Source organism: Rhodococcus sp. JVH1, assembly GCF_000280725.2.
In the GTDB taxonomy this organism is placed as follows: Bacteria; Actinomycetota; Actinomycetes; order Mycobacteriales; family Mycobacteriaceae; genus Rhodococcus_F; species Rhodococcus_F jostii_A.
Genome location: NZ_CP166289.1, coordinates 4108853 through 4134442, shown reverse-complemented (window position 1 = coordinate 4134442; position 25590 = coordinate 4108853). Strand labels below are relative to the sequence as shown.

19 protein-coding genes and 3 pseudogenes are annotated in these 25590 nt (G+C 65.3%); 6 read left to right on the top strand and 16 right to left on the bottom strand.

Translation table 11 applies throughout. The annotated features are described in order from the left end of the window. Positions 1 to 33 precede the first annotated feature (33 nt). From JVH1_RS19045 to JVH1_RS19000, 10 genes and pseudogenes are all read right to left on the bottom strand, one after another. Positions 34 to 603, bottom strand: coding sequence for a flavin reductase family protein (locus JVH1_RS19045; RefSeq protein ID WP_009480644.1), 570 nt, complete (start codon positions 601 to 603; stop codon positions 34 to 36). 301 nt (positions 604 to 904) lie between these two features. Continuing rightward, positions 905 to 4438, bottom strand: a complete 3534-nt coding sequence (locus JVH1_RS19040) for a serine/threonine-protein kinase (RefSeq protein ID WP_043782935.1) — start codon at positions 4436 to 4438, stop codon at positions 905 to 907. Between the two features lie 208 nt (positions 4439 to 4646). After that, a pseudogene (gene hemQ, locus JVH1_RS19035) lies at positions 4647 to 5287 on the bottom strand (hydrogen peroxide-dependent heme synthase). A 126-nt stretch (positions 5288 to 5413) separates the two neighbouring features. Then, on the bottom strand, positions 5414 to 5866 hold the full coding sequence (locus JVH1_RS19030) for a hypothetical protein (RefSeq protein WP_009480647.1): 453 nt from the start codon (positions 5864 to 5866) through the stop codon (positions 5414 to 5416). Between the two features lie 87 nt (positions 5867 to 5953). Next, positions 5954 to 6367 carry a hypothetical protein gene (locus tag JVH1_RS19025; protein WP_009480648.1) on the bottom strand — a complete coding sequence of 138 codons (414 nt, stop codon included), beginning with the start codon at positions 6365 to 6367 and terminating at the stop codon, positions 5954 to 5956. Between the two features lie 261 nt (positions 6368 to 6628). Then, a complete protein-coding gene (locus tag JVH1_RS19020) occupies positions 6629 to 7639 on the bottom strand; it encodes a hypothetical protein (RefSeq protein ID WP_237735344.1) in 1011 nt (336 codons plus the stop codon). A gap of 323 nt (positions 7640 to 7962) precedes the next feature. Further along, the gene (locus tag JVH1_RS19015; protein WP_009480650.1) at positions 7963 to 8268 is read right to left on the bottom strand and encodes an EthD family reductase; all 306 of its coding nucleotides are present in this window, start codon (positions 8266 to 8268) and stop codon (positions 7963 to 7965) included. A 28-nt stretch (positions 8269 to 8296) separates the two neighbouring features. Then, a complete protein-coding gene (locus JVH1_RS19010) occupies positions 8297 to 9154 on the bottom strand; it encodes a dioxygenase (RefSeq protein ID WP_043782942.1) in 858 nt (285 codons plus the stop codon). Positions 9155 to 9295: 141 nt separating this feature from the next. Further along, the gene (locus JVH1_RS19005) at positions 9296 to 10618 is read right to left on the bottom strand and encodes a cytochrome P450 (RefSeq protein ID WP_009480652.1); all 1323 of its coding nucleotides are present in this window, start codon (positions 10616 to 10618) and stop codon (positions 9296 to 9298) included. 74 nt (positions 10619 to 10692) lie between these two features. Then, positions 10693 to 11664: a PDR/VanB family oxidoreductase gene (locus JVH1_RS19000; protein WP_009480653.1), complete on the bottom strand. Its 972-nt coding sequence runs from the start codon at positions 11662 to 11664 to the stop codon at positions 10693 to 10695. Between the two features lie 428 nt (positions 11665 to 12092). Between JVH1_RS19000 and JVH1_RS18995 the strand changes: the two genes are divergently transcribed. Both JVH1_RS18995 and JVH1_RS18990 read left to right on the top strand, forming a co-directional pair. Beyond that, positions 12093 to 13025 carry an AraC family transcriptional regulator gene (locus JVH1_RS18995; protein WP_009480654.1) on the top strand — a complete coding sequence of 311 codons (933 nt, stop codon included), beginning with the start codon at positions 12093 to 12095 and terminating at the stop codon, positions 13023 to 13025. A 173-nt stretch (positions 13026 to 13198) separates the two neighbouring features. Next, positions 13199 to 14224, top strand: coding sequence for an AraC family transcriptional regulator (locus JVH1_RS18990; RefSeq protein ID WP_009480655.1), 1026 nt, complete (start codon positions 13199 to 13201; stop codon positions 14222 to 14224). Between the two features lie 608 nt (positions 14225 to 14832). On the opposite strand, the gene JVH1_RS18985 is transcribed toward JVH1_RS18990, so the two are convergent. Both JVH1_RS18985 and JVH1_RS18980 read right to left on the bottom strand, forming a co-directional pair. Beyond that, entirely contained in the window at positions 14833 to 15072 is a 240-nt protein-coding gene (locus JVH1_RS18985; protein WP_371113092.1) for a transposase, read from the bottom strand. A 74-nt stretch (positions 15073 to 15146) separates the two neighbouring features. Continuing rightward, entirely contained in the window at positions 15147 to 16238 is a 1092-nt protein-coding gene (locus JVH1_RS18980; RefSeq protein ID WP_371113003.1) for an IS630 family transposase, read from the bottom strand. Positions 16239 to 16280: 42 nt separating this feature from the next. Between JVH1_RS18980 and JVH1_RS18975 the strand changes: the two are divergent. The 4 genes and pseudogenes from JVH1_RS18975 to JVH1_RS18960 all read left to right on the top strand — a co-directional run. Further along, positions 16281 to 16436, top strand: a pseudogene (locus tag JVH1_RS18975) (zinc-binding dehydrogenase); the annotation flags it as partial. 11 nt (positions 16437 to 16447) lie between these two features. Further along, a complete protein-coding gene (locus JVH1_RS18970; protein WP_009476600.1) occupies positions 16448 to 17395 on the top strand; it encodes a 3-carboxyethylcatechol 2,3-dioxygenase in 948 nt (315 codons plus the stop codon). Next, entirely contained in the window at positions 17392 to 18201 is an 810-nt protein-coding gene (locus tag JVH1_RS18965; protein ID WP_043780245.1) for a 2-keto-4-pentenoate hydratase, read from the top strand. Before JVH1_RS18970 ends, JVH1_RS18965 begins: the two co-directional genes overlap by 4 nt. Beyond that, a pseudogene (locus JVH1_RS18960) lies at positions 18198 to 18806 on the top strand (acetaldehyde dehydrogenase (acetylating)); the annotation flags it as partial. The gene JVH1_RS18965 and the pseudogene JVH1_RS18960, both read left to right, overlap by 4 nt. Before the next feature lie 229 nt (positions 18807 to 19035). Here the strand turns inward: JVH1_RS18960 and JVH1_RS18955 are convergent. The 4 genes from JVH1_RS18955 to JVH1_RS18940 form a co-directional block, all read right to left on the bottom strand. Continuing rightward, positions 19036 to 21267, bottom strand: a complete 2232-nt coding sequence (locus JVH1_RS18955; RefSeq protein ID WP_043780240.1) for a LuxR C-terminal-related transcriptional regulator — start codon at positions 21265 to 21267, stop codon at positions 19036 to 19038. Positions 21268 to 21344: 77 nt separating this feature from the next. Continuing rightward, on the bottom strand, positions 21345 to 21884 hold the full coding sequence (locus JVH1_RS18950; protein WP_157174037.1) for a hypothetical protein: 540 nt from the start codon (positions 21882 to 21884) through the stop codon (positions 21345 to 21347). A 194-nt stretch (positions 21885 to 22078) separates the two neighbouring features. Then, positions 22079 to 22825: an SDR family NAD(P)-dependent oxidoreductase gene (locus JVH1_RS18945; RefSeq protein WP_009476605.1), complete on the bottom strand. Its 747-nt coding sequence runs from the start codon at positions 22823 to 22825 to the stop codon at positions 22079 to 22081. A 22-nt stretch (positions 22826 to 22847) separates the two neighbouring features. Beyond that, on the bottom strand, positions 22848 to 25433 hold the full coding sequence (locus JVH1_RS18940; RefSeq protein ID WP_009476606.1) for an alpha/beta hydrolase fold domain-containing protein: 2586 nt from the start codon (positions 25431 to 25433) through the stop codon (positions 22848 to 22850). Positions 25434 to 25590: the final 157 nt, after the last annotated feature.

The following is a 25590-nucleotide window of genomic DNA, read 5'->3' as shown; positions in this document are numbered from 1 at the left end:
AATCCCTTCGAAGTGCGGTTGGTGCTTGTGGGTTCAGGGGATGGACAGGGCGGACCTGGCGTGCAGTGGAGTGAAGGAGGTCGTCGCGTCGAACCACCCGCTGTGTGGGTCGTCCATGCTGCCGTTCCAGGCGGCGGCGGACGGCTCTGTGCCGATGTGGTGGAACTTGCTGCGGTAGAACAACAGCGGCGCACTCTCCGTGACAGTGACATCGACGATCTCACCGATGAAGATGATGTGATCGCCACCGTCGTATTCGGCCCACGGTGTGCAGGACAGCGTCGCCGCCGATCCGCACAACAGGGGCGCGGTGGGGCCATCGGCCCATACCGGGCCGGGAACCTGCGGGCGACCGGCGAAGTGCATGGCTGTATCGGTCTGCTCGGCGCCGAGGATGTTCACGGCGAAGGGGGCGTCGCTCAGGTATTGGCATGCCTTCGACCTGCGGGTGAGTGTCACCTGGCACAGTGCGGGCTCGAGGGAGACGGCGGTGAACGCCGTCACCGTGGCGCCGTGGGGTGTCCCGTCGGTGTTCCGGCACGTGATGACCGTGACACCACTTGCGAACTGTCCGAAAATGTCCCGTAGTTTGCGTGCGTCCATCGGTGGCCACCTTCGCTCTCGTTCGACCTGTTTGGCCTGCCTGGTGAGTACGGGTCTCACGCTATGGCGGGGGTCACAAGCCGTCGATCCACTCAGCGAAAGACTGATCCGCTCGGCGCAACGAACATCGGTCGGGACGTGTCCGGGGGGTATGTCTATGTCGCGCCCGCGTTGAAGGTTTGGCGCTGCCTGACGCAGTGTGACTATTCGGTTCGCTCCGGGGACATCCGCTAACAGGACGACGACCGACTGCCATGATCCGGCCTCGCCGTGCCCATGGGTGGCCCCGACCGCCCGAGGTTTAGTCGGGTGCGGCTGGTGGCGGTGACGTCGCGTCGCTGGAGGCCAGGACTGCACGAAGAAATGGTGCAGGAACCGCGGGCCAGCCGACATCCCAGTCCTGGCTCTCGCGCAGTTCCGCCAGTGTGGCGACGAGCTGGGTCAGAGCCGGCCCCTCGTCGCACAGCGGCCGGATCAACCCGAGGCGGGAACACTGTGCCACAAGGGGGACCAGGGCGACCAGGGCATCGTGGTCTCCCTGCACGCGGCGGGTGGTGACGACGCGCAGGAGGCTCGCGCGGAGTGCGGCCCGTGGGCGGTGCAACGCGGTGGCCCTGGCCACGAGCTTCTCGGCCCGCCTGTGCGCGAGCGCGGCGTCGCCGGGATCTAAGCTTGCCAGGAGCCGGCGAATGGCGGAGTCTTCGTTGAGCTCCGCGGTCACCTCGGTGACACCGTTGACGGGATGCGATGTCGGCGCCGCGGTATCGGGGAGGGCATTGGCCATGGTCATCGCGGGCGGATATTGGCCTGGGGTGATCCGCCACCGGGTGCGTTCATTCTCGATCCGTGCCGCCAGCCTCGGCAACGACAGCGCCGTGGCGATCTGGGTCCCCTCGTCCAAGCGATGCGCTGCCGCCGCGAGATCGCCGCGCAGGGCCTTGATCCGGGATCCGGTGCCGAACGTGACAAGCATGAAATCGACAACCCCACCCTCGGATCCGAGTTCGGAGCATTCGTCGAGAAGGCGCTCGGCGTCGTCGAGAAGGCCTTGCTCGTAGAGCGATTCGCCGAGCATCGTCCCGGCGAGCCGGGTTGTGTAGGAACGGTGCCCACCCGACCGTCGGGCGAGATCGTAGGCCTTGCGGTAATAGTCCTCGGCCTCCTGAACATTCAGCAGCTCGCTCTCGGCGAGCCCAGACAAACAGTATCCGTAGATCACGCTGAAGGGGCCGGACGTGCGCGCATGGAAGGGGGCGGCCCAGTCTTGCCAGCGTTTGGCGGCCTCGAAGTCGAAGCGGTGAATGGCCTCGTAGGAGGCGACGTTGGCCGAGCCTGCCAACGCGAAGGGGCGGAGAGTCTTCTCTCGTGCCAGGCAGTCCGAGATCAATTCGGTGAGATCATCGATGCGGTCCCGGAACAGGTCCGCAGCTGCCTGGACAAGCGATGCTTCGGCACGCAAGGCTGCGGTGGCATTTCCCGACTCGGGTAGAGCCGCCAGCCCGACCCGAACGGAGTCGAGGGCGCTGTCGACGATGGTAGGTCGATGGTGGAGCAGGATGTGCGCCCAGGCGGCGGCGATCTGCAGATGCGGGCGGCACTCGATCTGAGCCGGTGGCAGTTTCCCGATCAACCCGAGAACCGTCGCCATCTGGGAGCGTTCGATCAGGGCGAATCCGCGAGAGTCGACGAGTTCGGCCGCCTGATCCGGATCCGCCGCCGCGAGTGACTGGTCGACGGCCTCACTGAGGAGCTCGTGCGCGGCGAACCAGCGTGCGGCGGTGCGATGAAGGTCAGCGATCCTGCTCGGCTGGTCGCGCTGGAGACGGCGGCGGAGGAAGTCCGCGAAGAGGTGGTGGTACCGGAACCACTCGCGGTCGTCGTCGAGCGCGCGCAGGAACAAATCGCGTTCCTCGATTTGCTCGAGCAACCCCTGGCCGTCGGCGACCCCGGCCAGGGTTTCGGCGAGGTCAGCACACAGGCGTTCGGTGACCGATGTGGCCAGCATGAAGTCGAGGACCTCGGGTTCGAGAGCGCTCAGGACGTTCTCGGCGAGATAGCCTGCGATCCCGCGGTGACGGCCGGAGAGATGGGCGATGAACTCTGCCGGATCGTCACGTCCGCGCAACGACAGGGTGGCCAGTTGCAAAGCGGCAACCCAGCCCTCGGTGGAGTCCTGCAGAGCGCTGATCGCGTGCCGATCGAGGGCCAGCCCGCCGACGTCGACCAGGAATCGCCGCGATTCCTCCTCGTCGAAGCGGAGCGCGGCGGAGTCGATCTCGACCAGCTCGTCTCGCACCCTCATCCGCCCGAGTGGAAGGCCCGACTGGCTGCGGCTGGTGACCAGCACTTGGAGGTGATGGCAACCATTGTCGAGCAGAAAACTCATCGCGGCGATCGTGGCGGGATCACTGACCCGATGCCAGTCATCGATGACGACGGTCATGGGATCCCTGCTGGTGTGGATCTCGTTGATCAGCGCGGTCAAGACGAACCGGTCGGCCTCGTCACCATGATCTTCGAGGATCTGGCCGAGTTCCTCGGCCAGATCGGGTCGGACGACACGAATCGACTCGATGAGGTGGGACAGGAACCACACGACGTTGTTGTCGTCGGCGTCGATGCTCAGCCAGGCCACCGCGACACCGTCGTCGACCAGGGTGCGCCGCCACTGCGCCGCCAGGGTGCTTTTGCCGAAACCTGCAGGGGCGTGAATCAAGATCAGCCGGCGGCGGGCGGCACCGTGAAGACGCTCGGCGAGCCGGCCGCGCTCGACGAGGGGCCGGGACGGAGTCGGTGGCCGATACTTGGTGGAAGCACTGGGCGGCTGCCGCGGCGGTTCATCCATTTCAGCGCGCTGACCGAGTTCCGTCGGAGCGTAGTCGACCGTTCCCGTGTCGTTTCGTGGGGGAGAAGCCGGGGCTTCCGGGTGCGAGTCCTGCGGCAGAGCCATCTCGTCCTCGGCCAAGCCGTGGCTGCGTTCGATCGCGCGTAGCTGATGTCCCAACTCCGCTGCAGTACCCGGTCGCCGGCCGGGATCGCGGGCCATCGCGGATTCGACCGCGGCACGGACATCAGCGGGGATACCCGCCGCGGGCAACCGCGGAGCCGACTCCGCGGCGATCCGCAAGAACTGAGCGACGATCTGCTCACCGGAGCGGCGTTCGAAGGCAGCGTGCCCCGTAAGCAGACAGAACAACGTAGCTCCGAGCCCGTAGACGTCGGAGACCAGGGTAGGGGGATCGCCGGACAGCACCTCCGGTGCCGTGAAGGCCGGTGACCCGGTGATGGTGCCGGTGTCGGTCTCGAATCCGCCTGCGATCCGCGCGATCCCGAAGTCCGACAGCTGCGGCTCGCCGTAACTGGTCAGGAGAACATTGCCCGGTTTGACATCACGATGAAGGATCCCCGCACGATGCGTAGTTTCGAGGGCGCCGGCGAGCTTCACCCCGATTCGCACAGCGGCGCTCCACTCGAGCGGGCCACGGCGCCGAAGCACCGCATCCAGGGAGCCGCGCGCGTGGTACTGCATCACGAGGAACTGCCGACCACTCACGGTAGTCCCGATGCGCAACACATTGACGATGTTCGGATGCCCCGAGAGCTGCCCCATGGCACGTTGCTCGCGGAGGAACCGGGCGTAACCGTCCTCATCGAAAGTCGAGTTCAGCACCTTGACGGCCACGGTCCGGTCCAAGGACGGCTCGCGGCACCGGAAGACCACCCCGAATCCTCCGTGCCCGATCTCGCCGACCTCCTCGAAACCGTCAGCCTCGAGTTCCGCCTTGAGCACGGGAACAAGTCCGCGACCAGGCCCGGGGCCGTCCTCGCTCGTCATGGATACCACGCCCTCATCGGGCGAGGAACCTCGTGCATCCGGTCCATCCTGCGCCGCCACGATCCTTGCCCAGCCCGCTCATCACCCGCCGCTGTGCGGCGATGGACATCCGAGCCGGTGGTCTTTCGACTCTCCTTCCGATGAGCCTACGCGGTGGAAATACCAGGTGGACCGGAGTTCGAACCGGGAAAACACCGTGCCGTCGCCCTCACGGAAGCGCCGTGATCAGCATGTCCACATCCACCCGCGGGCCGGTGAAGAACGGCACCTCCTCGCGGACGTGCAGGCGGGCCTCGGTGGCGCGCAGGTCGCGCATGAGGTCGACGATGCGGTACAGCTCGGGCGCCTCGAACGCGAGAATCCACTCGTAGTCGCCGAGTGCGAACGAGGGCACGGTGTTGGCGCGGACGTCCTTGTAGGTGCGGGCCGCCATGCCGTGGTCGGCGAGCATCTTGCGCCGCTCGTCGTCGGGCAGCAGGTACCACTGGTAGGAGCGGACGAACGGGTACACGCAGATGTAGTTGCCCGGGTCCTCACCGGCGAGGAACGCCGGAATGTGGCTCTTGTTGAACTCGGCGGGGCGGTGGCACGCGACGTTGCTCCACACGGGCTTGCTCGCGCGGCCCAGTGCGGTGGTGCGGCGGAAGTCGGCGTAGGTGGCCTGGAGGGCTTCGATGCGTAGAGCCCGCGCACCACGACGCCCTTGTCGGCCTGGCCTTCGAAGAAGCTCCGCGCCTGTTTGATCGCAGCTTCCCGGTCGTCCTCGAGTACACCGGGTTCGACCTGGAACACCGAGAACATGAGGTAGCGGATCTGGGAGTTGAGCGCCTCGAAGTCAGGGCGCGGCAGGGGACTCATGGCCCTCCGGTCCGGGGGATGGGGAGGGGGGAGGGGGCGCCGCCGCGGTCGATCGCGACCGAGCGGTGCGAGGAGATGGGCATCTGCATCCGTCCCTCCGATGGAGCGGGAGATCGATCAGCTCGCCACGGACAGCATGGCGATCATGCGCAGTGCTGTCACCGGATGGGTCAGCAGACCCTTCACGACCAGCTTGTGGGTCACGATGTCGCGAAGAACGCCTAGTCCACGCCGGGTGAAGAAGCCGACAGGCAGCAACCCGCCTGCCTTCATTTCCAGTTGGGAGACATCGAGGATCTGTCCCACGGTCGCCCATACGACGACGGCGGGATTGTTCACGATGTCATTGCAGACCGTGGCGTGATCGTCTCGAAAGATGATGGTCGCGGCGGCGTTGGTGTCCGTGCTGAACACCGCGACCGGCCGGCCGAATGTGCGGGCCAGGTCGACTCGTTCGGGATGATTCTGAAGATTTTGTTCCAACAGGGTCGACAGGATGCTCGCGACGCCGTTCGCGTCGTCACCGTCGTAGAGGGACAGGGTGTACGTGGTGGGGTGAACCGTTGTCATCGTGGGCCTTCCAAGGCGCTGCTTACGATAGGGTGCCCGCGCAGGCCGATGGAGTGCCGTCGACCTGCGCGGGCTGGAGGTGTGGTGTCAGACTGCCCACTCGGTCGGTACCCGACCCCAGGACAGCAGGAAGTTGTTGAGAGCTCCGGCGTTCTCGATCGCGGCGGTCATCGGGCCCTTGACGAACTTGAGTTCGCCTGCCATCAAAAGTTTTCCAGCTTCCTCGTCACCGTCGGCGGCGCGCTGCCACGCTTCGTGCCCACCGTTGAGGACGATCCACAGATCGTCTTCGTCGAACTTGCGGGGAGTCCACGAGATGACCTCACCCTGGTTCCATTGGAGGTGAACTGTCAGGTCTTCGCGGCCGGTGACGGCGAGTTCCATCCTGTTGGTGAACGACGACGGGTCCTTGAACCCGCGGTAGACCGCCTCGTTCGCGTTGACAGCATCGCGGGCGGCGTCACACCACTCCGGTGAAAAGAACTTCAAATTGTCAGTCATGAAACGAGCTCTCCTTCGAATTGTCTTGTGCTGTAAAATTGTTGGGTCTGTTTTCGCTGTGGGTGGTGCCGTGTCCACCCGACCATGGACACGGCACCTCTCCGTACCCCACCGAACGGCCACCTGCACCCGGTCCGAGAAACCTCAGGGCTTCGCTTGCCCCGGCGAACGCGAAGAGGTGTCGCGGCAAACCGGTCGGCGATGGTGCGGTGACGCCACCATGATTCGGTGGGAGTCTTACTGGGTGGAGGATTCGGCTGATCAGACGCCTTGCAGGGTCCGTTCGCGGGGCGTGGTGCGGCTTTCGGCGTTCCGCGTCGCGGGGATTCCGAGCCCGCCGAGCACGATCAGCGCAACCCCGGGAACGACGAGCCACCAGGTGAGCGTTGTGGTGGGTTGTGTCGCGGTGGGGATACTGGCCGCCGCCTGAAAGTTGTCGACGTTCTGTTCCATTCCTGCCACCAGGGCCTGGAACCGCGGGAGGATCTCGTTGAGCTGGCCCATGCCGGCTGCAACAGCGGGGAAGTTCTGGCCCATAAAACTCTGAAACTGGGTGGGGTCCATCTTCAGTGCTTCGGCGAGCGCGGGGGCGGTCTCGGCCTGAAGTTGGTCGGACATCTTTTGGATGACGTCCATGTCCGAGCGCACCGCGGCAACACCTTCGTCGGTGAAGATCGGGCCGAAGGCCGCAGTGAGGTCATCGACGGCCTGGGTTTTCGCCGGCACCGACAGGATCAGTGGTGCGATGACGAAGACCACTCCGGTGGCGACGGTGACCAGCAGGGCGACTCGGGAGAGTCCGCTCCGCGCGGGGTTCCGTCCGAGGACCAGTGCGCCGCCGGCAAGGACGAACAGGACTGCACCGGGGACCAGGAAGAGATAGGGCACGGTGGTGCTCGGCAGGAAGTTGGTCGGGATCTGATCCGCGCTGCGGAAGTTCGGGGCTTGGGTCTCGAGCCCGGTCACCAGGCCCTGGAACTTCGGGAGAATGGTGTCGAGTTGTACGATCCCGCTCGCCACATCAGGAAAATTCTCGCTTATGAAGCCCTGAAACTGCTCTGGCGGCATCCCGAGCGCGTTCGGGAGTGCGGGAAGGGTTTCCGCCTGCAGTTGGTCGGCCATCGCCTGCACGGTGTTCATATCCGTTCGCGTCTGGATCAGTGCGTCCGGTTCGAAGCTGCCACGAAGATCACCGGTCAGGGTGTCCACGCTCTGCGCCTTGCTGAGCATTCCCGTCACGAGTGGGAAGAGGAACAGTACTGCGCCTATCATTGCCACACTGGAGAGTGCGAAGGTCCTTCTTGCCGGCATTCCCGGCCTCCTTGGGGGTTGGGGAAATCGCTGTATGCCGGAGATCCGGCGTCGATGCTGGTGACGGCTGCGGCGACCGCGGAGTGCGGGCGCTGTCACCGGGCATCGTGTGAGGGGGGACCGACGCCGCACTGGGTTCGTGCGGTGCGCACGCTTCGCATGGGTGGCCGGTCGTGGGGGCCCATCGAGCCGAGACTCGTGGGCTGGCCGGTGCATGGGTCGAGAACGCGAAGGAATCAGAGCAACCCACCGACGGGAATCCGAGCTCTGTGGCCCGGGTCGATTCAGCCGAGCGTCGCGGCGAAGTGCACGATCTGCACACCACCGGTCGCGAAGTTGGGTACGTCGGCCACCGCCGCCGCTCCCTCGGGGGAGGACAGCGCGGCTGCCATGGCTTCGGCGGAGTCGAAGTCCGCCTCGAAGACGGCAATGAATGGTGACTCGCCCTCCGCCGCAGCAAGGTTGATGCTGTGGCGGGTCGCTCGCACGCCGGGGAGTTTTTGAGCGATCGGCAGATGGGTGTGCTGGTAGTACTCCCGGAACTTCTCCGGATCGGTGGGCTGGCCATAGAGAACCATCAGGGTGTGCATCGGTGGGTCCTTCCGGGGGGATAGGGGGTCATGGTTCGACCGCGCCGAGGACAAAGCTGTAGGTGGCGCGGACGGTGCCCTCGGGGCTGGTCGTGACGTCGAGGACGAGTTCTGGGTCGATCCTGTCGCTGACCGCATCGAAGGCCGCGCCAGTATCGAAGTAGAGTTGTGTGGTCACGGGGAAATACCCGAGTTTGGTGACGGTGGCATGTATGGTCGCCGGTCGCCAGGGGTTCCATTTCGCCTTCGTGAACAGGGTGCCGACCGCTCCGTCCGCCGGTATGCGGTAGGGCTTGGGCAGGATGGTTTCGATTTCGAAGCGCCCGTGGTCGTCGGTTGTCACGACACCGCGGAGGTTGCCTGCCGGAATCCCGGGCGTGAAGCCTGAGTAGTGGCCGCTGTCATCGGTCTGCCACATGTCGAGGTTCGCGTAGGCGATGGGGGAGCCGTCTGTGGCAGTCACGCATCCGGTGAGTATCAACGACGTCCCCGGCTCGTCCGCGCGCATCGGCAGCACGCACGGCGACGTCAGCTGTGGTTGCCCGGGAATGTAGTAGGGCCCTTCGGTGCTGCTCGGGGTCGCGCCGTGGTCTGGGTTCGCGCGTTCTGTGATCGTGCGCTCGGCAAACAGGTCCAGGAGCAGCGGCCACTCTCCGTTGTCGCCCACCGAGATCAGCCAGGACTTGAGGGCGCGAAATTCGGCATCGGTCACGTCATATCGACGGAGAACGTCGACAAAGGCGGCGGCGGCTGCTCGGGCAAGTTCCGAGATGCGCGCCGATGATGGATTCGCGCGGATTGCGCGGAGGGTGCGCTCTCGAACGAGCTGTGTTGCCGTGTAGCTCGGTGTGTCCAAGGCCGTTGAGGCGCTCGTGTGAGCAGTCATTCCGGTTCTCACTGACAGAGGGTCGGTGATGGCGGCGGTGGCGCCGTGGGGTGTGGGTACGACCCACACGGCACCACCTGCCGTCGTGTCACTCGCTGGTTCGGATATCGGGACTGGCCCCGGGGTGGGCGTAGTGGGAAACTACGGCCGGTCCTCGGGGAGCGGGTTCTGGATCGCGTCCCACTCGACGAGGACATGGTCGGGACCGCGGAAGGAGGTGTTCGGTGAGTACGTCCATTCCTGGTCCTGCACCAGGCGCAGGTGCGGGAGACGCTTGGTGGTCTCCTCCAGCATCACCCGCATCTCCATGCGGGCCAGACCCTGGCCGAGGCACAGGTGCACACCCCAGCCGAAAGCCAGGTGCTCATCGGCGTTCTCACGGGTGATGTCGAAGGACTCCCCGTCCTCGAACTTGGCGTCGTCGTGGTTGGCGGATCCGGTCAGCATCATCACCCGTGAACCGGCCGGCAGGTCATAACCGCCGAGCCGGACCGGCTTCGTCGTGATCCGCCGCCAGGTCGGCACGGACGACTGGTAGCGCAGGATCTCGTGGACCGCGCCGGGGATCAGTGACGGGTCCGCGCAAATCGCTTCCCATTGATCGCGGTTCTCGAGCAGTGACTTGAATCCGCTCGCCGCCGCATTGGTGGTCGTCTCGTGTGAGGCGTAGAGGTGGCTCTGCATGATCGACGCGAGATAGGTCTTGTCCCACACCTCGTCGTTGCCGTCCTTCTGCCAGGCCTTGATGACATTGGACATGTAGTCCTCACCCGGATTCTCGGCCAGCTTGTCGACGTGTTCACGCGCGTACTGAAGGTACGCGGCGTAGTCACCGGCGAGGGCAACCTGCTGTTCGTCGGTGGGTCGACCCCACAGCCACAGCGCGAACCGGGCCGCATACCCGCGGACACGCTCGACCTCGGCCTCCGGCACACCCATCAGGATGAACGCCGTCAGCGCCGGTACCGAGAAGGTCATGTCGCCGACCATGTCGGCCCGGCCGTTCTTGACGATCGCGTCCAGGCACTGGGAGACGAACCGGCGGGTGTAGGGCTCGAGTTCGGCCACCTTGTTGTCGTTGAGGCCTTTGCGGAAGACCCTGCGCCGCTTGGGATGCAGCGGTGCGTCCTCGTCGACGAGCATGGTCGAGGGCACGAAGTTGGCCTCGGCCAGCACATCCATCGCCGCCGGGCACGGCGGGGTGATCATCACCCCGGCCTCGCTCGCACTGTAGGACTCGGTGTCCTTGAAGATTTCGATGATGTCCTCGTAGCGACTGACGATCCAGTAGTCGATCTCGGGGCTGTAGAAAACCGGTTCCTGTTCGCGGACGGACTTGAAGACGGGGTACGGGTCCTGCTGGTACTGCTCGTCGAACGGGTTGAACTCGGCGGCGAAGTGGCTGACCGGGCACTTGCCCGCGACGATGTCTTCGGCATTCGGTGCCGGAGTGGTTTCGGTCATCTTGATCCTCCTGGACGTTGGGTAGCGGCAGATCGGGCTGAACGCCGCGCGATGTCGAACAATGGGTCGGATGGCTACATGTCGAGGACGATCCGCGGTGAGCGTGCCCGCGAGCAGCAGATCATCATCACCTCGTTCTCCGCCTTCTCGTCGTCGTCGAGCACCGCGTCGCGGTGATCGACCTCGCCCTCGAGCACGGTTGTCTCGCAGGAGCCGCAGACTCCCTCGCCGCAACTGTTCGCGGCCTTGATCCCGCACGCGAGCAGGGCGTCCAGAATTGTCTGGTCCGGACCGACGGTGAGGGTCCTCCCGGATCGGGACAGCTCCACTTCGAAAGCGGTCTCCACGTTCGGATCGAGCTCGACGACGGTGCCGGAGAAGTGCTCGACGTGCAGCCGCGCGGACATCTCGAGCTGGGAACACCGCGCGGCGAGTGCGTCGAGGAGCCGTTCGGGGCCGCAGCTGTAGATGTGCACGTTCGGGCCGAGATCGTCGTCGATCAAGGTGTCGAGGTCCAGGCGTGTTCCCTCGTCGGAGACGCACATCTGCACGCGGCTGTCGTCGGAAAGCTGTTCGAAGAACGCCATCTTCGGGCGTGAGCGTCCGGCGTACACCATGCGGTAGGCGATGTCATTGTCGGCGGCGGCCTGCATCATCGGCAGCAGGGGCGTGATGCCGATCCCTCCGGCGAGGAAGAGATACTCTTCTGCCGGCTTGAGTGGGAAGTTGTTGCGCGGCAGTGAGGCTGTGAGTGTGGCGCCCTTCTTCACCTCGTCGTGGATGTGCTGTGACCCTCCGCGGCTGTTGGGATCTCGAAGGACGGCGACCTCGTAGCGGGAACTGTCGCCGGGCGTGTTGTGCAGCGAGTACTGCCGCACCATGCCGTTCGCCAGGTGCAGATCGATGTGTGCGCCGGCCTCCCAGGTCGGGAGGGTACTTCCGGTGCCGTCGATCAAGCTCAGCGTGAGCACGTCGTCGCATTCCTTGCGGACTTCGTCCACCACCAGTTTGAGGGTGGTGTTCGGATCAGGGTTCTCGGGGGACATAACAGCCTCCATGGGGCGGGGAAGCGGGCGATCATCGGTCGATGAAGACACGGTTTGGTCTGTCGGATCGCAACCGCTTGTCGCGGACATGCGGCCGGAGTGCGATCTCACGAACAAAGCTATGGTGTGGCCGAGCTCATAGCTATCCAGGACGCGTCGCGTCCTATCCGCTTTTCGACACGCCGCTTCGGTGCCTGATCGCACATGCGGCAGGCCGTGAAAAGTTCAGTAGCACAGTGGTGTTCGGGTCGTCTGCGTCTACTCCAGGAGGCTCGAAGTCCCTGGGATCCATTTTCGGGGTCCCCGATGCGCCGTTCTTCCTTGACAAATATCTAGTGATGGGGCTCACAATGGCGTTTACGATCTGGGCCCGCCCGGGAGGTTCTTCGGGCGACAGGCGCAAGACAGTGAGAGGTTTGTAAACCCCGATGGGCACACACAGCACTACCCGATTCACCGACTGGCACGAAGTGCACGAGGCTGTCGCCGCAGCGTATTTTCCGCACGAGATGAGGCCGCTGACGACCGGAGCTGCGTCTCGATCGGCCCTGAAGTCGGCGACGATCGGATCGTGCCGGATCACCAGCATGCGGCTCGGCGCCGAGGTGTCCGTCGCGACCGACCACCCCGGAGCCTATGGCGTCAACATTCCGGTCTCGGGACGGTTCGAGTCGGTAGTCGGGAAGACTGCGGTCCTGTCGCTGCCTGGCCAGGCGACCATCTGTCCGCCGGACACCCGAACCGTCATCCCGCACTGGAGTCCCTCATGCCGCCTCGTCGGGTTCAAGGTCGAGAAGAGCTATCTGCAGCATGAAATGGACCGCGTGCTGGGTCGTCCGGGGAAACTGCCGATGCAGATCGATCTCCGCAGCGGTCGGGGGGCGAGCTGGCTCAGGTTCGTCCACACCGTCTTCCATCAGGTCGCTGACGACGCCGGCCTCTGGCGCGACAGCCTCGTGCTGACCCAGCTCGCGGGCACCCTCACCACTGCATTTGTCCTCGCGGCCACGCCAGACGAAGAGGACAGTCATCGCGGCGCGCGCCCCCGCATCGTCAAGAGGGTCATCGACGCGATACATGCCGATCCGGCCCGCGCCTGGACACCCGGGGAGATGGCGGAACTGGCGGGAGTGAGTGTGCGCCGACTGCAGCAAGGCTTCCGGGAGTGCATGACTCAGACACCATTCGAATACTTGTTCGAAGTCCGTCTGGAGCGCGCACACGCCGAACTCGTATCGGCCGGTCCGCCGGCCACCGTCGCAGACATCGCCTTTCGGTGCGGGATCACCCACACAGGCCGGTTCGCCGCGGCGTACCGCGACCGGTACGGCAGCACCCCGTCGGAGACGTTGAAGCGGTGAGATCGGCCCCGGTGCGACGGCCTCGGGCGCGTCCGCGTGCGAGTGCCATAGGGGCACGGTCGAGTGGCCCACTTTTCTAGCGCGATGCCCATTAGGCATAAAATGTGATGTGAGTCATACTCTGCGCACTCGGCGAGTGCGCGCCGCAGTGCCGGAAAGGTGAACAGACTTACGTGGCTGACCACTGGATGGGGTCGGAGAAGACCGCGTCGTCCGCGTCGGGACGCGGCGCCCCTCCGTGTACCTCGATCAATCTGCACAGCGAAGACGTCGAAGAAGCCGTCGCCGGTGTCGGCGAGGTCTTTCATCCCCACGAACTCACACGGGTCGGTGCCGGCTCTGGATTTCACGCCGACCTGAAGGCGGTGGTTGCAGGATCCATGGTCTCCGGGCAGCTGCGCTACAACAACAACACGGACCTCTACTGCCCGACCATTGACGGCTATCACGTGAACATCCCGATGTCGGGTCGGCTGCTCTCGGAATCGGGGGGCGAGCAGACCGCAGTCGAGCAGGGCAACGCTGTCGTTTACTCCACGGGCTCCGACGCTCGCATCCTCACCCCGCGAACCAGCCAATTGCACGTCTTCGCGATGAAACTCGATCGCTCCACCATGCAGACCGCGATCCAGGATCTGCTCGATCGGCCCGTCTCGCGACCGGTTCAACTCCACGGCGGGCTGGATCTCACCACCGTCAACGGGCGTGCCTGGCGCCGCCTCGTGCTCGATACCTACCGCAGCCAAATCGAAGGGACGTTCATGGCGAATCCCCTTCTCGCGGCGCCTTTGACCTATTCGATCGCGGTGGGATTGCTCAATCTCACCGAACACCAGTACGCCGAGGAGCTCACCAGGCCGGCGATGCGTACCGCCCCGGCTCCGATCAACGAAGCCGTCGAGTACATCACCGCGCACGCGGCGATGCCGTTGTCTCCTGAACTGATTGCCCGAGAAGTAGGTGTGGGCGTCCGCGCACTGCAGCGCGGTTTTCGCGAGTACCTGGACACCACCCCGATCGAGTTCATCCGGAACGCCCGGATGAAGCGAGCCCACGAGGACCTCATGGCGGCCGACGCGGAAACCGACACCGTGTCCGGCATTGCCAGTCGCTGGGGCTTCTACCACTACGGTCGATTCTCCCAGGAGTATCGACGAATCTATGGTGTGAGCCCGTCCCAAACCCTGCGCTCAGCCTGACATCTGTCGAGCGCAGTGTTCCGTCGGGAAGCCGCCGAACATCGGCGAGGCATTCGCTCACACGTATTCGGACACCGAACTCATCGCACATGACAGTCCGCGATGCACCTCGCTCCGAAACCGGCGCTGTCGCAATACGTACAGCGTGTGACGCACACTGGATAGTGGCGCAGATCATATGCGCGTAAATTTGCAGATACCCCGCAGGATCTCGCCCCAGCCGTGAGCCCACCCGAGGTGCGAGGTGTGATCTTTCTGCCGAGTCAGGCGATTCGGCCACTACGTGCGACGCACACATTATTCGACCGAGTAGCAAGCAGGTCAGCTGATGAATCTACCCGTGGCGCACAGCGCGTCGTCGTCAGAGCCGATAGAGCAAGTCCAGCAACCGAACTGGGTGCAACAGTGCCGCATGGACAGTGAGCACCTCAAACGGCTGCAAATCCTGACCTCGGATGAGTGCTGGATAGTCGACTTCGCGATACGGTGGGCGCCCTTCGGCGGATCCGGTCCGGGTGAATTGATGGTCAACCACGGCGTCACCCGGGATCGATTCATTGTCTTGTTGCAGGCAGCGCTGGCACCGAAGCCGCAGGATCTGAGCATGATCAGGGCGCACAAGCGCAGGCTGCGCGCTGTACTCGTCGAAGCGTGGCGACCGGAGCGGCGCGAGGGTCCGTCTTCCACGGCCCGAAATGCGACGGGAGATCTCGCCAGGGCAACCCGGTCCGCAGTCGATACAGCATCCCCTCGACCACCACACGATTGTTCCGGAACTTCCGCCCCCGGAGCCCATCGGAACTGGGCAACAGCAGCGCGAGCAACTCCCACTGCTTGTCCGTCAACACCTCAAACCGATCAACAACGTCTGCCACACCGAAGAGTCTGCAGCACAACACCACAAATCATTGGGAGACACACCCTAGTGTCCTGAGTCTTTAATTCTGGCGCAGTAGTGTGCGATGGAGTCGAGGATCTGGTCGGCGGTCTTGACCCAGACGTAAGGTCTGGGGTTGTCGTTCCAGGTCTCGATCCATGCTCGGATGTCTTTGTTGAGCTGTTGGACCGAGGTATGGGTGGAGCGTTGGAGCTTCTTGGTGGTCAGTTCGGCGAACCAGCGTTCGACGAGGTTCATCCACGATGAGCTGGTCGGTGTGAAGTGGATGACGAAGCGCGGGTGCGCGAGGAGCCATCGTTTGACCGCGGGAGTCTTGTGGGTCGATGCATTGTCCATCACGAGGTGGACATCGAGATCGTCGGGCACCTGAGCGTCGATCTTGCGAAGAAATGCGATGAATTCTTGTGCGCGGTGGCGTGAATGGAGTGATCCGATCACCTTCCCTGAGGCGATGTCTAGAGCGGCGTACAGGCTCGAGGTGCCATTGCGGACGTAGTCGTGACTGGCGGGTTGCGGGGTGGTGGGAAGCATCGGGAATATCGGTTGGGTCCGGTCCAGTGCTTGGATCTGAGTTTTTTCGTCGACGCAGAGCACCAGAGCCCGCTCGGGCGGGTTCATGTACAGGCCGACGACGTCACGGACCTTCTCGGTGAACAGTGGATCCTTCGACAGTTTCCACGAGTCTTGTTTGTGCGGGGCCAAACCGAACGCGCGCCACACTCTCGAGACCGTCGATTGCGAAATATCGAGATGCTCTGCCATTGATCGTGTGGACCAGTGTGTGGCATTCTTCGGTGTCGTTTCGAGGGTCGAGGTAATCAGATCCTTGATCTTGTCGTCGTCGATCGTCCGCGGACGGCCCGGGCGTGGTTCGTCGAGCAACCCGTCGCATCGGTCCTCGACGAACCTGTCGCGCCACCGCCGCACCGTGCCTCGGTTCAACCCCAACCTCTGCGCCACTTCGGTATTCGATCCACCATCGGCGGCAGCGAGAATGATTCGCGACCTTACTGCCAAACCTGCAGCGGTCTTGCGTCGCCGCGACCACCCCTCGAGTTCTACGCGTTCGGCCTCGGTCAGCACAATCTCCGTCGGTCGCGGACCACGAGTTGCCATGACCAATCTTAACAACCGATGGCTTATTTATGACTCAGGACACTAGTCGCCATGCTCAAGATGATGGACGCCACCGGCCTGCGCCCGGTCATCGACCGCACCCTGCCCTTGACCGAGATACACAAGGGATTCCAGCTCATGATCGACGGCACCCTCACCGGAAAGCTCGTCATCCACCCGACTACCCAGCAGCAGTGAGGAATTCGCCCATGACCACCGCACTCGTCGGTCTCTCGCATTCGCCCCTGATCGGAAAGAACGACCCGGATCCGGAAGTCCTGGCCCGTATCGACGCCGCCGTCGACGGTGCCCGCGCGTTCGTGCGGGACTTCGACCCCGACCTCGTCGTGCTCTACGCCCCCGACCACTACAACGGGTTCTTCTACAAGGAGATGCCCCCGTTCTGCCTGGCCACCGGGGCCCACGCGGTCGGGGACTTCGGCTCCCAATCCGGCCCGTTGTCCGTCGACACCGACGCCGCCCAAGCTCTCGCACGCGGTGTCCTCGACCGCGGCATCGACCTGACCGTGTCTGCCCGCATGATCGTCGACCACGGCTTCGTCCAACCGCTCGAGGTCCTCTTCGGCGGCATCGACGCGGTTCCGGTGGTGCCGATCTTCGTCAATGGCGTCGCCACCCCGCTCGGACCACTGCACCGCATCCGCGCCCTGGGCACCGCCATCGGCGAGGCCGCCGCCCAATTGGACAAGCGGATCCTGTTCCTCGGATCCGGTGGCCTCTCCCATGATCCACCGGTCCCGGTCCTCGACGGCGCCCCGCCGCGCGTCGCCGACGCACTCATCGAAGGCCACCCGCCCACCCCCGAGCAGCGCGCCAAGGGGGAGGAACGGGTACTGCAGGCCGGCCGCGACTACGCGGCAGGGGTGGCCACGATGATCCCGATCAACCCGGGCTGGGACAACCTCGTCCTCGACACGTTCGAGACCGGCGCCCTGACCGACATCGACGACTGGACCGTCGAATGGATGGGCGCCGAGGGCGGCGGATCCGCCCACGAGGTACGCACCTGGATCGCCGCCTACGCATCCCTCGCTGCCGCCGGTCCCTACGAGATGACGTCCCGATTCTACGAACCGGTGCCCGAATGGATCGCCGGGTTCTCGGTCACCACCGCCACCCCGCGCGGGCTGCGATGACCACGAAAACCTCTACTTCGGCGATCGGGGCAGCCGTGGAGCGTTTGACCGCAGCCGCTGCCACCGACACACCGTGCGCGGCCGTGCGGGACCTGATCGGGACCACCGATATCGGCGCGGCGTACGCCGTGCAGCAACTGCTGACCGACCGGCGTCTCGCCGCCGGTGCAACGGTCGCCGGCCGCAAGATCGGATTGACCTCCCCCGCCGTGCAGCAGCAGTTGGGGGTGGACCAACCGGACTTCGGTGTGCTCTTCGCCGACATGGACGTCACCGGCCTGCCCGAGGTGCCCAGCGGCCGGTTGCTGCAACCGAAGGCCGAGGCCGAGATCGCCTTCGTACTCGGCGCCGACCTGATCGACGGCGACCTCGACGACACCCAGATCCGGGCCGCCGTCGCCCGGGCCGCAGCAGCCCTCGAGATCGTCGATTCCCGGATCGCCGACTGGGACATCACCATCACCGACACCGTCGCCGACAACGGCTCCTCCGGACTCTACGTCCTCGGCGAAAGCTGGCTCACCCTCGACGAATTCGAACCCCGCGAGGTATTTATGCGCCTGTTCTCCGGCGAGGAATTGGTGTCCGAGGGCACCGGCGCCGCCTGCCTCGGCGATCCCCTCCAAGCCCTCGCCTGGCTCGCCCGCACCGCCCGCGACTACGGGCAACCGCTGCGCGCCGGGCAGGTCATCCTCTCCGGCGCCCTCGGCCCGATGGTCCCCACCCCACCCGGCACCACCGTCCGCGCCGAACTGTCCACCCTCGGCACCGTCACCGCCACCTTCTCGAAGGGCACCCACTCATGAGCGACACTCCCACGATCAAGGTCGCGATCATCGGCTCCGGCAACATCGGCACCGACCTGATGATCAAGGTCCTGCGCAACTCCGACATCCTCGAGATGGGCGCGATGGTCGGCATCGACCCGAACTCCGACGGCCTCGCCCGCGCCGCCCGGCTGAACGTCCCGACCACCGCCGACGGTGTCCAGGGTCTGATCGGCCTCGACAACTTCGCCGACATCGACATCGTCTTCGACGCCACCTCCGCCGGGGCCCACGAGGCCAACGCCGCCGCCCTCGCCCCCCACGGCAAGAAGCTCGTCGACCTCACCCCCGCCGCGCTCGGCCCGTACGTGGTGCCGCCGGTCAACCTCGAGCAGCACCTTGACGTCGACAACGTCAACATGGTCACCTGCGGCGGGCAAGCCACCATCCCCATGGTCGCCGCGATCTTCGCCGTCACCCCCGTCGCCTACGCCGAGATCGTCGCGTCCATCGCGTCGAAGTCCGCCGGCCCCGGCACCCGCGCGAACATCGACGAATTCACCGAAACCACCTCGCACGCCATCGAACAGGTCGGCGGCGCGGCCCGCGGCAAGGCGATCATCGTCCTCAACCCCGCCGAACCACGGGCAAAGCGCGAAGTGAGGGACACCCCGTCGGGCAGGGCTCTGTCGACTCGAACCTTAGTTGTAGGTGCACGGGACCCATCAATGTGGAATCACGCGAATATCGCGGTCGGAGCCGCTCGGTTCGGTCGATCCTGGCAGCAAACCGAATCTGAAGCCGCAAGCTCATCGGCGCGTGTCCCCGTGCCGAGGCTCCACGTTCAGAGAGCAGACCTGGCCGAAGCCCAGGTCATGGCTTGAACGCTCCCTCTCGTGACATCCACGCTGCGACCTGACTCCTCGACGTGAAACCCAGCTTCGCCAGGATACGTTCGACGTGACCGTCCACCGTTCGCTTCGAGACGACCAACCGCTCGGCAATCTCGCGGTTGGACAGGCCTGCTTCGATGAGCGCCGCCACCTCCAGTTCGCGCTTCGTCAACGGACCCTGTACGGCGCGCCGCTCTACGGGAACGGACCCCAAGCCCAAACCCAAGTCGATCACGTCGTCGAGGTCCCGCATCGGCCTAACATTGGTTGCCTGCATCACCGACGAGGCAGACCGCGGCATACGCCGCTCTGCCCAGCCGAGCAGTTGGGGGCCGAACGCGTCAAGTGACGTACCGAGCGACCGCCAGACCCGGCCGGCTGCCACGAGGAGCGCACCCGCCGCCCTGGTGCGGCGCTGGTCCGAGGCCACCCAAGACAGCAGACTGGTGGTAAGCGCGACGCAGATCGGATCGCGCAAGACGCTCAACAGCCGAAGCACCAGATGCGCAGTGCTCTCTGCTTCCTCCAACTGGCCCTGTTGCCACTGGGCAACGGCCATCGCCCACATCGCGTACACCCGGGCGGATCGGTCGCCGCAACGCTCGCACATCTCCACCGTCGTCGTGCTGACCTCCAACGCCTCCTCGGCGCGATCCGCCAATACGAGGGCCGATGCCAGCATGTAACGGGCGGTGAGTTCGAGGTAAAGATCATCGGCAAGATGATGACCCTCCACTGCCGATCGAAAATGCCCGATCGCTTCTTCAGGGCTTCCGCTGAACAGGGCGAGGAGACCCTGCCAGTGCCGGAGGTGGACCGAGAGGCTGTTGGTCGGCAGTTCCGCAGCAGCCTCGAGCTCGTTCAACAGGCTACGGGCACCCGTGTGGTCGCCTTGGAGGAGCGCAATCCAGATGAGGAGCCACAGACACTCGGTGCGCGCAACCGATGGCTCGACGTGGGTTGCGAGCATCGCCTCGATGCGCATGCGTCCCTCGGCGAGTGAGCCGCCTGAGAGCCAGTGGTAGCGCAACATGCTCAACAGGTGGAGTCCTGCAAGGCCTTCGTCCTCGGAGTCGGCGCACCACTGGAGAGCAGCGACGTAGCTGGGGTGATCTCGGCGCATCTGCGCCAGGAGGTTCGGCTGATCTGGGCCGCACCAGCGAGCAAGCATTTCCTCCGCGCGGCGCAGCATGGCGTCTCGATGGCGACGCTCAAGCTCTGCTGTCTCGTCGGCTTGTTCTGCGAGTTGGGCGGCGACCTCCCGCAACGGGGCGAGAAGCCGGTAGCGCATCACCTCGCCTTCCCTGTTGGTGAGCAGGATCGACTGGCCAACCAGGCGGTCCAGGGAATCCATGATCTCGTCGCCGGTCAGACCGTCGAATGCGCACACGGCTTCGGCGAGCTCGAGGTCGAAGTCGGACGGGAACACCGAGAGGCGACGCCACAGGACCTGACCCCGCTCGGAGCAGAGCTCGTAGCTCCACTCGACCAGCGCGCGAAGCGACTGATGTCGCGGTGAGGCTCCCGCGCCAGGACCAGCCAGACTCGTAAGCCGATGACCGAAGCGCCGTACCATCTGTTCGACTGTCAGCGTTCGCAACTTGACGGCCGCAAGCTCGATGGCGAGCGGCAGCCCCTCCAACAGGCCACACAGCTCGATGACCGCGTGAGCGTTCTCTTCGGTGATCTCGAAGTCAGGATCCACTGCGCGCGCACGCTCGACCAGCAGCGCCACGGAACCGTCCATCACCAACTCGCCGACGGAAGTCTGTGGCGCAGGCACGCTGAGTGGGCGAACCGGGAGCACGACCTCGCCGGGAACTCCGATTGGTTCGCGACTCGTTGCGATGACCTTGAGGTGGGGCGCTGCGTTGAGCAGGTCCGGGAGTAGCGTTCGGAGGGGTGTCAGGATGTGTTCGCAGTTGTCGAGGACGATCAGGGCCTGTTGGTCTTGCAGGAAAGCCGACAGCTTCTCACGTTGCGCGCGAGCTGACTGATCCGTCATACCCAGGGACTGCACCATGGCGGCCCCGATGTCTTCCACGCCGGCGTCAAGCCGGAGGTCGCTCAGCGGGGTGAGCCACACGCCATCGGCGAATGCGGGCCGCATTCGGAAGGCGAGTTCCAACGCCAGTCTCGTCTTGCCGACACCGCCCGGTCCGGTGAGCGTGACCATCCGGGACCGCGTCAGCGCTCGCTTGGCATCCTCCATCTCGTGCCGGCGGGCAACCAGTCCGCTGAGCGCCGGCCCTACGGGGTTACCACCCAACCGGGGTGCCTGAACACGAGTCATGTTGGGATCGTAGGCAGGCCCTGGCCGGGTCGACTACCCGCTGCCGACCACTCGGCCAAGCCCATGACTGCTTCGCCGTATCGGTCGGTGTAGTCAAAGACCAGGAAGCCCTGCACCGTGCATCGCTGGACGATCAGGTTCATGTGGTGGGTGATGCCCGGGCGAGCGTCCCGCCAGTAGCTCGAGACGGCGACGCACAGGACCACGCGACCCCTGGGCGCCGTCCGCGAAGGCGGCGGCCAGGGGCGCTGCGTCGAGGTTGTCGAAGAAGACGTGATGTCCTCTGGGCAGGCATGCGCCACGCGCCGCTCCAGGTCACCGCCGCGGTGGTCCAGCGCCTCGTCTACGCCCAGTTGGTCGAGGAGCCAATCGCAGTTCCGTGCGCCGCCGGCAATGCCGACCACGCGACAACCCCGAGAGCTTCGTGATCTGGCAGACGAACCAACGCCAACGGCACCGGAAACGACCACGGTCTGCCCCGGCTCGGGGCGACCGACATCGAGTGACCAAGCGGGGATGTAAGTGTCGAATTCCATCCATGCCCGCTGCGCCGTGTCACACCAGAGCCACCCGTTGCGGACCAGGAACTGTCCCGGATGGACGGTCGGGCGTGCGTGTTCCCGACAGGAGAGGTCGTCGTGACGGGAGTTGGGTGGATCGCCGTACCAGCACCCACGCCCTGGTGGTGTGCTCCATCGCGTTCGGGCGAACTGGTCGCCTGTTTCCCCATTCACAACCTGTTGACGTTCATGCCGCCGTCCAGCGTGATTGCGGTGCCGTTGACGAAGGTCGCGGCATCGGACGCCAGGAAGACGGCCAGCGAAGCCACTTCCTGCGGCTTCCCGAGTCGACCCTGTCGCGCCGTGATGATCTCCTCGAGGGACGGCCCGCCGGGTGGAGCCTCGAAGTCGTCGAAGGCGCGACGCATCATCGGGGTATCGATGAACCCCGGACAGATTGCGTTCGCCCGTACGCCGAGGTCGCGCAGCTCCACTGCCATGACCTCGGTCAGCCGCACCACACCGGCCTTGGCGGCCGCGTAGGCCCCGAGCAGCGGAAACCCGACGATCCCAGCGAGGGATGCAATGTTCACGATCGCCCCGCCTTGCATCAGGGGCACGGCGTGCTTATAGACCAGCCAGGTTCCTCGCAGGTTCACCGAGATCACCTTGTCGAATGAATCCTCGCTCAGCTCATGGAGCGGCCCGAACGCCTCGACGCCAGCGTTGTTCACCACGACATCCAAGCCGCCGAGCGACTCGCCCACGGCGGTGAGGGCGCTGGCGACGCTTTCGCCGGAGCTCACGTCACAGGTGACGCCTACGGTGTCGCCGCCAATGTCCTTCGCTGCCTGCTCCGCGCCCGCAATATCGGCGATCGCGACGCGTGCGCCCGCCTCCACGAAGCCCTCGACGATGCCTCGACCGATTCCTCGGCCGCCGCCGGTCACCAACACTCGCTTGTTCTGAACCGTCATGTCGTTCGTCTCTTTCCCCGGGTCAGACGCCGGCGGTCGTGGTTGCGGGGTCGGCGCACAACAGCGGTGCGAGGAACGCCGCCAGGGCCGCCTGGACCTCCGCGGCCCTGGGGAGGGACCCCGACATCGAGAGGGTGGTGTGGATCAGCCCCTCGAATCGGCGTGACTCCGCGGGAGTACCGGCGGCGGCCAGCGCGCGGGCATAGTCCTCACCTTCGTCGCGTAGTGGGTCCACGCCCATGGTGAGCACCAGGGTCGGCGGTAGGCCTGACAGGTCGGCGGCCCGGGCGGGCGCGATCGACGGCGAAGCCAGATCGGTGGGGTCCACGGCGTACATTCCGGCCATCCGTGCGCAGAGCTCCATCGACAGCACGGGGCCGTTCGCAAACAGCTTGCGCGACTCCGTCTCGGCGAACGGGTCCGTGACCGGTGCGACGAGCACCTGCGCGGTCAGCCGGGGTCCGTCCTCGTCACGAGCCCGCTGCGCGGCGACCGCGGCGAGGTTGGCTCCCGCGCTCTCACCACCCACGGCGATCCGCTCCGGATCTCCGCCGTGCACCGCGATGTTCTCCGCCACCCACCGCAGCGCCGAGAGCGTGTCTTCGACCGCAGCCGGGAACGGGTGCTCAGGTGCGAGACGATACTCGGGAGAGACCACCAGAGCCCCGGTATTGTGCGCGAGTGCGGCGCATGGCTCGTTGAATGCGTCCAGACTTCCGCCGATCCAGCCGCCGCCATGGAGGAAGAGGACCACGGGCAGCGGCCCCTGCACTGCGGTGGGGCGGTACAGACGGAGCTTCCGGCCGTCGTTACCAGACGGGAAGTCGACTTCACTGATAGTGACGTCGGACGGAAGGGACGCCTGGAAGAACTGGAACATGTCCATGGCGGCTCGTGCCTCCTCGAGGTTGCACTCCGCGAGGGGCTTGGCTCCGATGTTCATCATGCCGGCGAGGAAGAACACCGCGGATCCGTCCACCTGCACCAGGCTCGACAACGGCTGCTCGTCCTGGTCGAACGTGAACCCCGCGTAGCCCGTTGCCTCGACCTCGGCGCAGATCGCGCGATACATCGGAGCTCCGGTGAACAGCGAGAGGGGAGTGCGTGCCTTGCCCTTGATGTTGTCGCCCATGTACCACGTCGTCGCAGTCGGAAACAGCGTCGCGTCCGCGACCTCCCTGACGAGCTCGTTGTAGCGATTCTCCGCCGACTCGCTCACCTCGACGCGGGTGCAGTCCGCGGCGTCGGTATGCGCAATGAGCCCGCCCACGAAGTCCACGCTGTCCTCGATAGCGATGGGGTTGTTGAACAGCGCGGCCGCGCTCTGCGGGCCGTTGATGTGGAACAGGTTGGGGAACCCGTGCGTAGCCATCCCCAGGTATGCGCGCTGGCCGTCGCTCCAGTGATCTGCGAGCTTGCGGCCGTCGCGACCCACGACCCCCATCTGCACGAGAGCGCCAGCACCGACGTCGAACCCTGTCGCCAGGACGATGACGTCGAACTCGTACTCGTGGTCCGTCGTTGCGATGCCCTTGCGCGTGATCCGCTCGATCGGAGCGGTCCGAGCATCCACCAAGTGCACATGGGGCAGGTTGAACACCTCGAAGTAGCCGGTCTCGAACGTGGCTCGCTTCACGCCGTAGGGGTGGTTGGTGGGACAGAGGAGTTCGGCAATCTTGGGGTCGTTGACGCGCTGGCGGATCCTGCCGCGGATGTACTCCGCCGCGGTCTCGTTGGCGTCCGCGTCGTAGATGAGGTCGAAGTACGTGGAGGCCAGCATGCGGAAGCCGCCGCCGTCGTAGTGCTGGTCGTAGACCTGCTCCCGCTGCTCGGGGGTGTCCATCAGGGCCGGGCGTTCGGGCCGGGGGTACGGCGCGCCAGCCAGACTCGCCCTGGACTCTGCGCGCAGTCGGGGATAGTCGGCGACGACGTCGGCGAACTCCTCGTCGGCCATCGGCCGGTTGCCGAGCGGGCAGGCGTAGTTGGGAGTGCGCTGGAAGACCGTCAGCTCACCCACCTCGCCTGCGATGGTCTGGATGACTTGGATTCCGGTCGATCCGGTCCCGATCACGGCCACGCGCTTACCGGCCAGATCGATGTCGTCCGGCCACTGAGTGGTGTGGGCGATCGTGCCTTCGAAGTCGTCCTGCCCCGGGAAGTCGTTGGGCTTCGAGACGCTGAACGCGCCGGCACCGTTGATGAAGTACCGCGCCATGGTCACCGCCCCGTCGTCGGTACGGACCTCCCACCGTTCGGCGTCTTCTCGCCAGACCGCTGAGGTGACCCTGGTGTTGAACCGGTAGCTGCGTCGCAGGTCGAACCGGTCTGCTACGTGCTCGAGGTAGGCGAGGATCTCGGGTTGGGCAGCGAACCGCTCGGTCCAGCGCCATTCCTTCTGCAGATCCTCGTCGAAGGAGAACGAGTAGAAGATGCTCTCGAAGTCGCAGCGGGCACCGGGGTAGCGGTTGCGGTTCCAGACACCGCCGGGGCCCGACATTGCTTCGAAGCTCTGGACGGAGAGGCCCTGCTGGTTCCGCAGGCGGTGGGTGGCATAGAGGCCGGAGAATCCTGCGCCGACGATGACGGCGTCCACGTGGTTGTGAGTCATGACACAGGACAATCCCTGACGTTCAGGCGACCCGCACGGGTACGTGTGCCCCACGCCATACCTGTTCATATACCTGTTCCCGAGCGCGGGCGGCGTCGAGCGACGTTTCCGGCCATAACCTCCCGTCACGGGCCAGCCGATGGTCCACGTCACAAAC